Genomic DNA, 14,261 nt, shown 5'->3' with positions numbered 1-14,261 from the left:
TCACCCTATGTGCAACGGGTCGATCTGGACGCGAACCGGCTCCTGGTCGTGGCGCGCGCTCTGGACTGCTGTCGCGCGGCGCAACGCCGCTGCCAGCTCCAGGCCTCCGTGACGCGGTACGCGGACCAGCATTCTGCTGACGGGCGCCTCGGGTGCCATGCCCGCAGGTCTGCGCACTCCGAGCGGGAGGTCGACGGGGCCGAGCACGTCGGCATTTTCGGGCAGCGTGGCAGCGCCGAGTAGTGCGTTCACTGCGGCGGGTGCACCGTCGATCGCCGCGATGTGCACCGCGGGTGGTAGTCCGACCTCTGCCCGGGCGGCCAGTTCGGAGTCGGCATGACCGACCGGATCCCAGCGGATCAGTGCCTGCACCGTGGGAATCGCGGACTCCGCGACCACGGCGACCACCCCACCCTCGGCGCGGCTGCGGACCAGAGCGGCTGCCGCCATCCAGCGCCGCAGTGTGTCCTCCGCGGCGCGGAGGTCCTGCCGACCCAGAAGTGCCCAGCTGTCCAGCAGCAGCGCGGCCCCGTAGCCGCCCGCAGCGGCAGGCTCCACCCCCGGCGTCGCCACGACAACCGCCGCGCGCCCGGGCACCGAGGCCACGACGTCGTCGCCTCCGGAGGTGACGACCTGCGCCCCGGGGAAGGCACGTCCGAGTTCCTCGGCCGTGCGGCGGGCTCCGACGACGACGGCGCGGACGGCGTCGGACCCGCATCGGGAACAGCGCAGTGCCAGCTCCTCGCGGCCGCACCATCGGCACACCGCGCCGGGGGCGTCGCGGCCGGGTAGGGACAGCGGACCGGTGCAATGCCTGCAGCGGGCGACGGTTCGGCATTTCGCGCAGGACAGGGCAGGCACGTAGCCGCGCCGAGGCACCTGCACAAGGACCGGCGCATCGGCGGCCAGCGCCGCGCGGGCCGCGTCCAGCGCGACGGTCGGCAGACGCGCGGTGCGGGCCGCTGCGTCGCGCTCATGTGCAAATGCGCTGTCCTCCAACGCAACCACGCGGGGCGCGTGCGCCCTGACCGTGTGCCTGGTGGCGGTCAAGTCATGCGCCCACCCGCTGCGCACGAGCGCCTGCGCTTCGGCCGTACGCGCGTAGCCACCGATCATCGCCGCGCACCGCAGCTGATGGGCGCGCAGCATCGCGACCTCGCGGGCGTGTGGATACGGGGCACGTGGCTCGGTCAGCGAGTCGTCGCCGTCGTCCCACAGCATCACCAGGCCCAGGTCTGCCACTGGCGCGAAACCTGCACTGCGCGTACCGATCACCAATCGAGCCTGACCGCGAAGGACCGATAGCCAGCGCCGGTACCGCTCTGCAGGCCCGAGCCCGGCGGACAGCGCCACCACCCTCGCGCCGTCGACGTGGTCGACGGCGGCGGCGTGGAGTAGGTCGACGTCGCGCTGATCGGGCACCACGGCGAGCACCCCGCGGCCCGCGTTCACTGTGACCGCCGCCGCCTCGGCCAGTCTCTTCGGCCAGGATTCACCGGGAAGCGCCTGCCAGACCGCGCGTGCGGCACGCGCGTCCTTCAGCGCCGCGATGAACTGCGCTCCCCCGCTGTAGGCGTCCCATGCAGAGGTGTCGATGTCTCTGGGAGACAACGGTTCCAGTGGTTCGGGGACCCGTTTCTCGACGGTGGCATGCCGCGGAGGGACGGCCAAACGCAGGACGTCGGCACGGGTCCCCGCATAGCGGGCCGTCACCGCGTCGACGAGCCTGCGCACGTCGTGGGTCAGCACGGATTCGGCCGAAACGACCTTCTCCAGCCAGCCGAGCTTGCCGACATGGTCGGTTTCCGAACGCCTTTCGAGCACGAACGCATCTACGAGCCTGCCGTGGAACCGGACCTTGACGCGAACCCCGGGCTGCGCGTCGTCGGATTGCTCCGCAGACACCTGGTAGTCGAACTCCCGGTCGAGGTGGGGAACCGTCAGCATCGGCAGCACACGGGCGATCGGCTCGTGTTCGGCAGGCTGCAGGATGCTCGTCACAGCGCAGGTGTAGCAGACGGCACAGACGCCCTGCCGAACAGCAAACCTGCTGTGATCAGCAGCAGCGAAGCCGCGTAGGCCCACCAGATCGGCACGGCCAGCACCTCTGATCCGAGGACGAATTTGCTGATGCCGATCATCGCGTCCGACACAGCGAAGCACACCGCCCCGAGTGCAGTCCACGGAGTCGGCAGGTCTGCCAACAGTGCCACGCTGACCATCGCACCCAACACAGCGATGTAGACGGTCACCGGTAGCGCCATTCCCTGCTCGAGCAAGCGCGGCCAGAACCACACCAGCAGTGCCGCGCACGCCGCCAACACCGTGGCGACCGCGGCAAGCCGCCCCGGAGAACGGGTGGCCAACGGCAGCAGGGCAGCCAGGAAACACACATGGGCGATGAGGAACGCGGAGAGCCCCAACACGAACGACGGCTCCCACCACGGCATCGCCAGCAGGTAGTCACCCGCAGCCGAGAACAGCAGCGCCGCGACCAGCCAGATTCGCTCGCGTGCGATGTGGTGGGTGAGTGCCGCACCGGCGAGCAGAAGGGCGGCGGTGGCCTTGACGGCCGGCTGCAGCACGAACTGTCCGGTGAGCTCGGCGCCTGCGGGTACCCGGGTCGCGGTTACGATGAGGAACGCGCCGTAGCCGGCCGCAAGGATCGCCGCGGCCACCCACAGCGTGCGTGTCATGGGGAGCAACTTACTAAATTCATCAGATCTGGCTGGGGGGCTGCTCTGATAGGTTCACGAACAATGCCGACATCTGGACGGAGCCCGCAATCGGGCACCGTTCGGGTCGCGACACTCGATGTGCAGCACAGCTACCGGCGATCGGCGGTCGTTCTCGGCCCTGTGGACGTCCCGCCGCTCGACGTGCTCACCGCCCGCTTCGCGGCAATGACAGCAGCGGGCCCCGAGGCACGGATCGGTCTGCAGCCGTCCACCACCAGCACCCGTTGGCAGCACACGCCCGGGCTGATCGGTGAGGTGTTCGCCACCACGACCCGTCCTCCTGGCTTCAGCCGCGGCCTCGGAGATATATCGCCGAATTCCATGACACCTTGTTCGACACCGAAAAGGTGGGCGCCGCACTGGATTCAGTCGCCGAACAGGCGTCTCTGCTGCTTCGCTAGGGCCCGCCGCTATCTTGCGGCGCCAGGTTCTCGTTGACGCTGCGCCACACTTTCGTTTCGCCGTTCTGATAGATCAGCGTCCACTGCGGCTTTCGGCTCAGGTACTTCTCGATGTCTTCGACGGCGTCGGCCCGGAAGTCACCGTAATACCAGATCGCCTTGTTGGATTGCTCACTGAAGACCATGTAGACGACGGAGGCATCCTCGGTGATCTCGGCGTCCAGTGTCATCAGATCGTCTTCGTCGGGGAATGTCGCCTTGCGCTCGGCCACCGTCGGATCCGACGGATTCCACCGGGCATAGTCGAGGGGTTCGTCGAAGTACGAGTTGAACAGGGTGAGGTCGACGTAGCTGGCGTTGAGCCGCGTCGGCATGCCCCCAAGGCGCACCATGACGACGCGGGTACGCAGGTCGGCGTCCCTTGTGAGAGTCTCCATCAGGTCGATCTGAGGTCGGGTCTCGAAAACCATGGGCCACAGCGCGACGTAACCGTGCAGCCCCGCCACCGACGCACCGGTGACGCCGAGAACCGCTGCCGTTCGGGCGGGCAGGCGGGCCCGGCCCCTCACCCCGTCGATCGCCGCCACCACCGCAGGGGCTATCAGCAGCGCACATCCGAGGATCGAGTACAGATACACCCGAAAGATCGCTTCGCCACCGTAGCTCTGTCCCAGCAGCAGCCCGAACGAGCTGAACGCCAGGATCGCCAGGGTCAGAACCGGTCGTTTACGACGCCACATCCACACGGCGCACGCGAAGGCGCTGACCACCACCACCACTGTCAGCCCGCGCACCACCGCCGCGGTGAAATCCCTCGCGGGCAACCCCGACGCGACGACGTTGGTGGACGCGTTTTCTATCGGACTCCCACCGGAGAAGAGCCCGTACGGCGCCACCGCCTCCAGGTTGAGCAGCAGGTAGCACACGGCGATCAGCACCATCACCAAGGCCACCCACCAGGGCTTGGCCCGTTTGAACAAGCACAGCGCACACGTCGCGCCGATCGCCCAGAACGGCGTGAGCTGATGCGTCGGCACCGTCGCTGCGAACACAGGGATGGCGAGGACACCGCACGCCCGGCTGCGGGGTGATGCGAGCAGCAGCGCGAACATGCCGAACACCAGCACGATGGTCCACGCCTGTGGCGAGAAATAGTCCTGCCCAACCCAGTTCACGATCTCCGCGATGAACGCCGCCGTCAGCGCCGTGCGGCGGGACCGGCCGATGACGCGGGCGGCGGTGTAGACGGTCAGCGCCATCAACACGTGCATCGCCGGCGCGAACACGTGCGCGACAGTCATCGCGGTGATGCCGGTGACATCGCAGAACCACGCCCAGGTCGTGAAGAACGCGGCCCACTGCGCGTAGATGTCGGTGCCGTCGGGCTGGATCCGTCCGTACACCATGATGTAGTCGACGACGGCCAGATGCTTGTACGTCCAGTCGTAGAGCGGAACTTCGGTGGCCACCACAACCGTTACCCGAGCGACGACGATCGCCGCCGCCACCGCCACCGCAGCGGGCACCAGCTGCCGCTGTCGAACCGCGATCAGCAGCGCCCACGTGCACAGCACGATGGACACGGCCAGCAGCGGCCCGGTCTTCGAGAACAAGAGCCCGTAGTAGCCGGCATCCGTGCCGGGAAGGTCAGGAACGGCCACCGCCCAGACGACTACGGCGAGCGCGCTCAACACCAGCGACAGATGGCTGCGTACAAAGCTTTTCGACATCCAGCGCGGCTGGCCGACGCGACGCCAGTGCCAGCGGCGGGCGGCATTCATGATGCTGTCGCGGTGCTGGTAATACCAGTAGACGCTGCTGCCCCCGACGCCGACCATCTGTGCCCAGAGGATCAGGACGGGATTCCACCGATAGGACCACATTGCGGTGATTGCCACCAGCGTGACGATCGCCATGCCCAGCACCGGGACCGTCGAGAGTAGGACCCGTCGCGGAATGCGTACCCAGGTCAGCACCGCGGCACCCGGCCCGATTGCAATGAACACCACAAGCGCGATGGCGCGAACGGCGCTCGGTAGCGACATCAGAGCGACGGCGCCCGCGGCCGCGCCGACCGCTGCCAGGTCGACCATTCGGACGGGCATGACGGGAATTCGCGGTCTCGGCGGAGGTTTTCGGTGTGCCGCCGGTTTGCGATGCGCGGGGGGCGCGGAGCGTGCCGAGGAGGACGCTCGATGATGCGTGTGCGGCTGTGGCGCCACATCTGTGTGTCGTTCGACCGATGCTGTCATCGGTGACCCGACAGCGCGACGTTGGGATCCGCCGATGGCTGGGCGTCATCGGACAGTCGCAGCTGAGCGTCGCCGACGGCTGAGGGGACGCCGCACCACGTGGCAGCGAGGTGGCACATAATCAGCGCGCCGGGCCGCAGCCGGATCTGTCATCGACGGTGCGTCGTCGCGCCGCTCCTGCACGTTCCCCCGTGGCTGCATGTCTCCCTGCGGGCGGCCGGTGCCGCATCTGGGCTGTACCGAGCGCAGTCACAGCAACCAAGATGCCGTACACGGCCGTGCGCTGCGCGCCTCCAGGTCCAAACAGGTTCGTTCCGCCCACGAACGCCAGGAAGCCCAGGATGCTAACGCTGCCGGCGGTCACGGCTACGCCGCGTCGCTCCAGGGTCATCTTGGTGTTCGACCCCATCGCGACAAACAGCACGCTCACAGACCCGAGCGACATGAACGTCAGGATCGCGGTCATGTTAATGGAAGGGTCCACGTCGTTTGTAAACAAGCCGGAGAAGTACATGCCGATGCCTGCAGCCATCAGCAGGATCGCGTGGCCGCGATCGGTGACCCGCTGCACGAGAAAGCTCGCTGCGACGACGGTGACGGCGAACCCTGTTGCCAGCAGGCTTACGTTGAACAACGGGTAAAGCCGACTGCACGGCCAGTTCCCGAGGGGGCCACAGAACGCGACCCCAAGCGGACCCAACAGGTTCTGGACGTAGCTGTAGTTCCCTCGCCAGGTTGCCGAGACGATCCATTCTGCGGTGAAGAAGAAGAGCGTCGTCATTGAGATCCACCCAGTGACACGCGGGTTGACTAGCCAGCCTGACGCACCGAGCATTATCGACTCGAAGGCGTTCGTCCCGAATGAACGGGACTGACGGGGTAACCGATGGCGGTGACGAGCACTCCCGCTACGGCTGCTGGCGCGCGAAGGTGGTGCCTGAGGATGTGCCTCATACCGGAAGGCAGCATCCTGGTCGTGAAGACGCGTTCGATCTCTATCAAGGATCGCCGGCCGCGCAGCCGGCTGAGGATGGCCTTGCTTCGACCCTCGTAGTAGCACCGATGAGAAAAGTACGACACGGCCACTCGATTCCATGGGACTTGGCGCGCGGCTCTGAAACGTGTCCGGCGCATCATCCGGTCCTGCGCATTTCGGCGAGCGAGCTCAATGCCCGTCATAGGGTCGTCGTCATCTGACGCGTGGGCTCCGCCCGGATTCACCGATCGCGGCAAGTCTGGCTCGGAATGCGGTTACTGAAATTGCGGCGAAGAACGCCCGGTCGGGCGTCGCGGGCCGCGAGGGTCCCCGGACAATTCCCGCCACGCAGCAGCTCTCCTAGTCAGTTGCTATTGACTGGGGTCACGGTGTGCGCGCAGACCTCGGGTGCCTGACGACTTCGCGGTAACCCTCGCCGTAGCTCAGATGAATGTCCGCGAACATGAGACCGTTGTGATCCCGTGTCGGTGACCCTATAGCAAGCATCGCTAGTTTGATAGACGTGCGCCGTTCTGGCCTGCCTACTGAAGGTTGGCACGTCGCTGCCTACCGCCAGTTGCACACCGTCGATCGACACGATACGCGCATTTCTAGCAACTAGTTCTGTCGTTAGCCTTTGCCGCAAAAAGACAACGAGTTTGCCCCACGGAGAACGTCTCAGCGCGCATCGAGTCGGCCCCGTTCAAAAAGATGGCGACGCATGGAATCCGCGCTACCGTGAGCGGAGGACGCGAGCGGTTACCTCCGAGTTGGCCTGAGTAGCGCGGTGTCAGGCCATCCGTCACGCAGACAATTGTGGCCGACCCGCGTCGGCCCGTGCGACGACGACGCGGGCGGCCCGCAGGGCGGCACGGGCCCGCACCCCAGGCGGGGCCTTCCACTCGATCGGCGCCTCGACACTCGCAGGCACGGTGGGCAGCGCCTGGAGCATTGCCACCAGACCGATGCAGCCCTCGCCGGGAAAGAGCCGGGCGTTGCGGCCCTGATGGCGCAACTCGTCGATCGCCTTCGGCCGCGGCAGCACCGCGTCGCAGATCTGCACGTACCGCATCCACTCGGCCGGCAGCGCTCGCAGATCCTCGGGCGTGGCCAGCGCACGGTCGTAATGGAGCGCGTCGACCAGCACGCCGACGGCGCTACCGTGGCAGCGGCGAACGATCACGGCGGCCTCATCGAGATCGCGGACATCGGTCCACGGCATCGGTTCAAGGTTCGGTGTCATACCGAATTCCTCTGCAAAGTGCCCGAGTTCGGCCAGATTGTCAGCGAGACGCCTGTGGTCCGGATCGTTGCCGGTGACCAGGATCTGCTGGGCGCCCAGATAGGCGCCGGTCTCCAGGAACGCACCAAACTCATCGCGCACGTTGGTGTCCGGGCGGAGCCGCAACACCTCGATGTCGAGAAGGAACAGCCCGGTGTCGTCGAGTCGCTTTCGCGTTTCGCGGATCATCGGTGTCGACCCGATCGTCGGGCGCAGCGGCTCGTCCTCGGTGGCCCGGATCAGTCTCAGGCCGACAGCGTCGTAGCCGGCCTCGGCGGCGCATGCCACCAGTTCTGGAGGGCTGAGTTCCAAGACGGTCAACGGGGCCAGCGAGATGGGCCGATGGCCGGACGGAGCCCTCACGACGATCCTCTCTTCCTTCGGATTCGTCGATTGTCGAGGAAACGCCGCCGCCATAGGGGGCTACGTCCGGCGGCTGGGGGGCGAGGGCGGGAGTGCGTACGGTGTGTGCCATGGCCCCCCTTGATCCCGTGCTACAGCAGGTCCTTGAGGTCGTTCCGTTCCAGCTCACGACGGACGGCGGCCCCGAGCAGGCCCGGCAGCGTTTCAACGAACTTCCGCGCAGCCCGATCCTTCCCGAGGTCGAAACGCAGGACCGCCTCATCGACGGTCCAGGAGGCCCGCTCGCCGTGCGCATCTACCGTCCTGCATCGGACGCGCCGACGCTGCCAGCAGTGGTCTTCATCCACGGCGGCGGGTGGACCGTCGGGGACCTCGACACCTACGACGGCCAGGCGCGCATGCACGCCGCCGGCGCCGACGCCGTCGTGATCGCGGTCGACTACCGGCTCGCCCCGGAACACCCCTTCCCCGCTGCGGTCGAGGACGTGTGGGCAGCCGCGCAATGGCTGACGGCGAGCGCGGCGGAGATCGGCGTGGACGCGAGCCGCATTGCGGTCGCCGGTGATTCCGCGGGCGGAAATCTCGCTGCCGTCGTCGCCCAGTCGGCCCGCGACGCCGGGATACCGTTGCGGTTCCAGCTGCTGTGGTATCCCTCGACGACCTTCGACACCTCGCTGCCGTCCTTCGCCGAGAACGCCAACGCGCCGATCCTGGACCTCGCGTCATGCAAGGGCTTCAGCCGTTGGTACGTCGGCGACCTGGACCTGACGGACCCGCCCGTCACGCTGGTGCCGGCGCGCGGGGAACTGGCGGGACTGCCCCCGGCCTACATCGCTGTCGCGGGGCACGACCCACTGCGCGACGACGGCGCCCGCTACGCCGAACTGCTGGATGCCGCCGGGGTGCCGGTCGAACTCCACCTCGCCGAAACCCTGGTCCACGGCTATCTCGGCTACGCCGGAATCGTGCCAGCCGCGACCGAAGCCACCGAACGCGGCCTGCAGGCGCTGCGCGCCGCGTTGGCGTAATTCCGCGACGTCAAAGCCGCCGGACGCCGGCCCCGGTGGCGTTATGGTCGTACGCGGGGAGGTCGCATGACTGTGCCTGATCACGAAACGGTGATCGTCGGTGCCGGATTCTCGGGGATCGGGACCGCGATCCAGCTCGACCGTGCAGGGATGCCCGACTACCTGGTCATCGAGGCGGGTGAGGAAGCCGGCGGCACGTGGTACTGGAACACCTACCCCGGGATCGCGGTGGACATCCCGTCGTTCTCCTATCAGTTCTCGTTCGAGAAGAGCACCGCCTGGTCGCGCACCTATGCGCCGGGCCATGAGCTCAAGGCTTATGCGGCGCACTGCGTCGACAAGTACGGCCTGCGGCCCAGGATCAGATTCTCGACGAAGGTCCGCACCGCCGAATTCGATGACGCCGAAGGGATCTGGCGCATCGCGCTGGAATCTGGCGGCACCACCACCGAGGTGACCGCGCGGTTCCTGGTCAATGCCAGTGGCGCACTGACCGTCCCGAATCTGCCCGACATCCCGGGCGTCGACTCGTTCGCCGGCGTCACCATGCACACGGCACGCTGGGACCACGAGCAGGATCTGACCGGTAAACGCGTCGCGATCATCGGCACCGGCGCATCGGCGGTTCAGGTGATCCCCGAGATCGCGCCGATTGTCAAGCAGCTGAGTGTGTTTCAGCGCACCCCGATCTGGTGCTTCCCGAAGTTCGACGTGCCGCTGTCGAAGGCAGCCAGGACGATGATGCGGCTGCCGTTCGGTCAGACGTTGCAGCGCGTCGTCAGCCAGGCCTATGTCGAGCTGACATTCACCCTTGCCGCGCAGTACTTCACGGTCAACCCGATGGCCAAGCGAATGGGCTCACTCGGCGAGGCGTACCTGCGCAAGCAGGTCGAAGATCCGGAGGTCCGCGACAAGCTCACGCCCCGCTACGCGGTCGGCTGCAAGCGGCCCGGGTTTCACAACACCTACCTGTCGACGTTCAATCGCGACAACGTCGAACTGGTCACCGAGCCGATCGACAAGATCACCGGCTCCGGGGTCGCCACCGATGACGGCGCCCTGCGCGACGTCGATGTGCTGATCCTCGCGACGGGGTTCAAAGTGCTTGACACAGCGAACGTGCCGACATTTTCGGTGATCGGATCGGGCGGGAATTCGCTCGCCCGGTTCTGGGACGAGAATCGGATGCAGGCCTACGAAGGCGTGAGCGTGCCGGGCTTCCCGAACTTCTTCACGGTGTTCGGGCCCTACGGGTATGTCGGGTCGTCATACTTCGCGCTCATCGAAGCCCAGACCGGCCACATCGTGCGTTGCCTGGAAGCGGCCAGGGGTCGCGGCGCCCTCCGCGTCGAGGTGCGCCGGGAAGCCAACGACCGGTATTTCGCGGAGATGATGCGCAAGCGGCATCGGCAGATCTTCTGGCAGGACAGCTGCCGGCTGGCCAACAGCTATTACTTCGACAAGAACGGCGATGTTCCGCTGCGTCCGGCCAGCACGATCGAAGCCCTGTGGCGTAGTCGCCGGTTCCCGATCGACGACTACACGTTCGCGTCCTAGGGACGCATCTATAGACGCGAAAGCCCCGTGGCGGGCAAGGCCACGGGGCATCCGAGGTAAGCGTCTAGACCGCGGACTTCAGATCGTCGACCTTGTCGAGCTGCTCCCAGGGCAGTTCGATGTCGGTGCGGCCGAAGTGACCGTAGGCGGCCGTGGGCGCGTAGATCGGGCGCAGCAGATCCAGGTCGCGGATGATCGCGCCGGGACGCAGGTCGAACACCTCGCCGATCGCCTTCTCGATCTTGACCGGATCCACGGTCTCCGAACCGAACGTCTCGACGAACAGACCGACCGGGGCCGCCTTGCCGATGGCGTAGGCGACCTGGACCTCGACGCGCTGGGCCAGGCCGGCTGCGACGACGTTCTTGGCCACCCAGCGCATCGCGTACGCGGCGGACCGGTCGACCTTCGACGGATCTTTACCGGAGAACGCGCCGCCGCCGTGACGGGCCCACCCGCCGTAGGTGTCGACGATGATCTTGCGGCCGGTCAGGCCTGCGTCGCCCATCGGCCCGCCGAGCACGAACTTGCCGGTCGGGTTGACCAGGATGCGCGGCGCCGAGGTGTCGAGGGTGTCGTGAGCCAGTTCGGTGAGCACAGCGTCGATGACATGCTGCTTGATCTCCGGGGTCAGCTGGCTGTCCAGATCGACGCCGTCGGCATGCTGGGTCGACAGGACGACGGTGTCGAGGCGTACCGGGGTGGTGCCGTCGTACTGCACCGTCACCTGGGTCTTGCCGTCGGGACGCAGATAGTCGAGGGTGCCGTTCTTGCGGACCTCGGTGAGCTTGCGCGACAACCGATGCGCCAGCGCGATCGGCAGCGGCATCAGCTCGGGGGTGTCGGCGATGGCGTAGCCGAACATCAAGCCCTGGTCGCCCGCGCCCTGGGCGTCGAGCGGATCGCCTGCACCCTCGACGCGCGTCTCGTGGGCGGTGTCGACGCCCTGCGCGATGTCGGGCGACTGCGCACCGATGCCGATGTTCACGCCGCAGGTGAGGCCGTCGAAGCCCTTGTCGGAGTGGTCGTAGCCGATGTCGAGGACCCGGGCCCGAACGGTGTTGGTGATGTCGGCGAACGCCTCCTTGGCCGTGGTGGTCACCTCGCCCACAACATGCACCTGGCCGGTGGTCACCAGAGTTTCGACGGCCACGCGCGACTTCGGGTCGCCGGCGAGCAGAGCGTCCAGCACCGAGTCGCTGATGGCGTCACAGATCTTGTCGGGGTGCCCTTCGGTCACCGACTCACTGGTAAACAGCCGAGCTTCACTCACGTTCGATCCCTTTCACTCAAGCACGCCTGAGATAGTTAGTCAGTCAACTGATACGTGTCAGTCAACCTATACCTGTCGCGATGGCACGAGACTCCGGCGCCTTTAGCACCCAAGCGTGTCCCCCCGCTGCGCGCAACCCTTACGCGCATGCTGACGATGTGTGCTCGTCGCCTACCTTGCACCGGTGTGCAGGAAAGCCACGATCGCGTCCACAATACGGCTCGCGATCACGGTCTTCGACCCGTGTTCCAACGCGGCCTCTGCCCCGTCGGCCGACAACAGCCACCCGTCGTTGTGGTCGACTTCGAATGCCCGGTTCTCGCCCACGGCGTTGACCACCAGCAGATCGCATCCTTTGCGCTTCAGCTTCGCCCTGGCGTGGAACAGGACGTCGCCGTTGGCGTCGCCGGTCTCTGCTGCGAACCCGACGATGGCCGCCATGTTCGGGAGCTGGCCGTCCTGACGGGCGCGGACCGCGCCGGCGAGGACATCGTCGTTGCGGACGAGTTCGATCGTCGGCTCGCCTTCGCTGGCGGGCCCCTTCTTGATCTTGCTCGTGGCCGGATGTGCAGGCCGGAAATCAGCAACGGCGGCGGCCATCACCAGAACGTTCGCGTCCGGCGCATGTTTGGATACGGCGTCTTTGAGCTGCGCAGCCGAACCGACATGGGTGACGTGCACTCCCGCCGGATCGATCAGGCCTGCGGTGTTACCGGCGATCAGCGTCACCTCCGCGCCGCGCTGGGCCATCACGCGGGCCATCGCATAGCCCTGCTTTCCCGAGCTGCGGTTGCCGATGAAGCGCACGGGGTCGATCGGTTCGCGGGTTCCGCCCGCGGTCACCAGCACCTTGACTCCGGCGAGGTCGTACGGCAACGCGTCGCCGCGCGCGAGCAGCAGCTGAGACAGCGTGGTGATCTCTTCGGCTTCGGGCAGGCGGCCCGGTCCGGTGTCGGCGCCCGTCAGCCGGCCCGAGGCGGGCTCCATCACGATCGCCCCGCGCCGGCGCAGCGTCGCGACGTTCTCGACGGTCGCGGGATGCAGCCACATCTCGGTGTGCATGGCCGGCGCGTACAGCACCGGACATCGGGCGGTCAGCAACGTGGCGGTCAAGAGGTCGTCGGCACGGCCGCTCGCGGCGCGAGCGAGCAGGTCTGCGGTGGCGGGGGCCACGACGACGAGGTCGGCGGCTTGGCCGATGCGAACGTGCGGGACCTCGTGGACATCCTCGAAAACCCCGGTGTGCACCGGGTTTCCGGAGAGCGCCTCGAACGTCGCGGCACCGACGAATTTGAGAGCGGATTCGGTCGGGACGACTCGGACGGAGTGTCCGGCCTCGGTGAGCTGACGGACGACGGTCGCCGCCTTGTAGGCGGCGATTCCGCCGGCGACGCCGACGATGATCCGCTTGGCAGCCACCCCCTGGCCCGCCGGTTACTCGCCCTCGGTGTGTTCGAGGAGGTCGCCGTGGATCTCACGCATGGCGATCGAGAGCGGCTTCTCCTGCAGACCCGGCTCGACCAGCGGTCCGACGTATTCGAGGATGCCGTCGCCGAGCTGGTTGTAGTAGTCGTTGATCTGGCGAGCACGCTTGGCGGCGTAGATGACCAGCGCATACTTGCTCGACGCGCGGTCCAGCAACTCGTCGATGGGCGGGTTGGTGATGCCCAGCGGCGTGTCGTAGGCGCTGGCGGCGGACGGATCGATGTCCACCGCGGCGAGCCGCGTATCGGGGGTGCTCACGTAGAAATTCTCCTGAAAAAGTTCTGGATATTAGGGCTGATCGCGCCGTACCGGCGCGTGGGCCACCAGCAAGGCTACCAATTCTGCGCAGGCAGACTCCAATTGACTGTTGACGACCACCACGTCGAAGTCGCCCTGGGCGGCCAGTTCGGCCTTTGCCGTCTGCAACCGCCGGGCCATCGCCTCGGGCGTCTCGGTCCCGCGGCCGACCAAGCGGCTCTCCAGCGCCTCCCAATTGGGCGGGGCGAGAAAGACCGTGGTGGCGTCGGGCATCGCCTGCTTGACCGCTCGCGCGCCGGCGAGGTCCACCTCGATCAGCACCGGGCGTCCGGACGCCGTCGCCGCACGAACGGGTGCGGCGGGAGTCCCCGAGCGGTGCAGCCCACCGTGGATCTCCGCCCATTCGAGCAGGGCGTCGTCATCGATGAGCTGCTGAAACTGCTCTGCCGTCACGAAGCTGTAGTCCACTCCGTCGACCTCGCCGGGGCGCGGCGCGCGCGTCGTCACCGACACGCTGAAGTACAGGTCGGCGACACGCTCCCGCACACAACGGACGACAGTGGACTTCCCGACGGCAGACGGGCCGGACAACACCAGGACCGCGGCCCTGGACGCGTCGTCCGGCCCTCCGCCTTCGCTCACTGACCT

General features: G+C 67.1%; 11 protein-coding genes. 2 read left to right on the top strand and 9 right to left on the bottom strand.

From position 1 onward, the window contains the following. From AWC12_RS23870 to AWC12_RS23850, 5 genes are all read right to left on the bottom strand, one after another. Complete coding sequence (locus AWC12_RS23870) at positions 1–1,947, bottom strand: primosomal protein N' (RefSeq protein WP_085177466.1); 1,947 nt, start codon at positions 1,945–1,947, stop codon at positions 1–3. Positions 1,948–1,997: 50 nt separating this feature from the next. Continuing rightward, positions 1,998–2,696, bottom strand: a complete 699-nt coding sequence (locus AWC12_RS23865) for a lysoplasmalogenase (RefSeq protein WP_085177303.1) — start codon at positions 2,694–2,696, stop codon at positions 1,998–2,000. A gap of 439 nt (positions 2,697–3,135) precedes the next feature. Beyond that, a complete protein-coding gene (locus AWC12_RS23860) occupies positions 3,136–5,244 on the bottom strand; it encodes a hypothetical protein (protein WP_234814130.1) in 2,109 nt (702 codons plus the stop codon). Between the two features lie 268 nt (positions 5,245–5,512). Then, a complete protein-coding gene (locus AWC12_RS23855; RefSeq protein ID WP_207576472.1) occupies positions 5,513–6,172 on the bottom strand; it encodes a hypothetical protein in 660 nt (219 codons plus the stop codon). Between the two features lie 997 nt (positions 6,173–7,169). Next, the gene (locus tag AWC12_RS23850) at positions 7,170–8,012 is read right to left on the bottom strand and encodes a sugar phosphate isomerase/epimerase family protein (RefSeq protein ID WP_234814129.1); all 843 of its coding nucleotides are present in this window, start codon (positions 8,010–8,012) and stop codon (positions 7,170–7,172) included. Between the two features lie 110 nt (positions 8,013–8,122). On the opposite strand from AWC12_RS23850, the gene AWC12_RS23845 reads away from it, so the two are divergent. Beyond that, positions 8,123–9,040, top strand: a complete 918-nt coding sequence (locus AWC12_RS23845) for an alpha/beta hydrolase (RefSeq protein ID WP_085177299.1) — start codon at positions 8,123–8,125, stop codon at positions 9,038–9,040. 66 nt (positions 9,041–9,106) lie between these two features. Then, positions 9,107–10,597 (top strand): flavin-containing monooxygenase, encoded by a 1,491-nt coding sequence (locus tag AWC12_RS23840; RefSeq protein WP_085177297.1) that lies wholly within the window; start codon positions 9,107–9,109, stop codon positions 10,595–10,597. Positions 10,598–10,661: 64 nt separating this feature from the next. Here AWC12_RS23840 and metK read toward each other — a convergent pair whose 3' ends face one another. The 4 genes from metK to gmk all read right to left on the bottom strand — a co-directional run bounded on the left by metK (position 10,662) and on the right by gmk (position 14,255). Then, positions 10,662–11,870: a methionine adenosyltransferase gene (metK, locus tag AWC12_RS23835; protein WP_085177295.1), complete on the bottom strand. Its 1,209-nt coding sequence runs from the start codon at positions 11,868–11,870 to the stop codon at positions 10,662–10,664. A 171-nt stretch (positions 11,871–12,041) separates the two neighbouring features. Further along, the gene (gene coaBC, locus AWC12_RS23830) at positions 12,042–13,289 is read right to left on the bottom strand and encodes a bifunctional phosphopantothenoylcysteine decarboxylase/phosphopantothenate--cysteine ligase CoaBC (RefSeq protein WP_085177294.1); all 1,248 of its coding nucleotides are present in this window, start codon (positions 13,287–13,289) and stop codon (positions 12,042–12,044) included. Positions 13,290–13,304: 15 nt separating this feature from the next. Next, entirely contained in the window at positions 13,305–13,613 is a 309-nt protein-coding gene (rpoZ, locus tag AWC12_RS23825; RefSeq protein ID WP_024447654.1) for a DNA-directed RNA polymerase subunit omega, read from the bottom strand. A gap of 30 nt (positions 13,614–13,643) precedes the next feature. Further along, positions 13,644–14,255 carry a guanylate kinase gene (gmk, locus tag AWC12_RS23820; RefSeq protein ID WP_024447653.1) on the bottom strand — a complete coding sequence of 204 codons (612 nt, stop codon included), beginning with the start codon at positions 14,253–14,255 and terminating at the stop codon, positions 13,644–13,646. Between the last annotated feature and the right edge of the window lie 6 nt (positions 14,256–14,261).

It is taken from the genome of Mycolicibacterium iranicum (assembly GCF_002101705.1).
GTDB classification, from domain to species: Bacteria; Actinomycetota; Actinomycetes; order Mycobacteriales; family Mycobacteriaceae; genus Mycobacterium; species Mycobacterium iranicum.
This window is presented reverse-complemented; position numbering and strand designations above follow the sequence as displayed.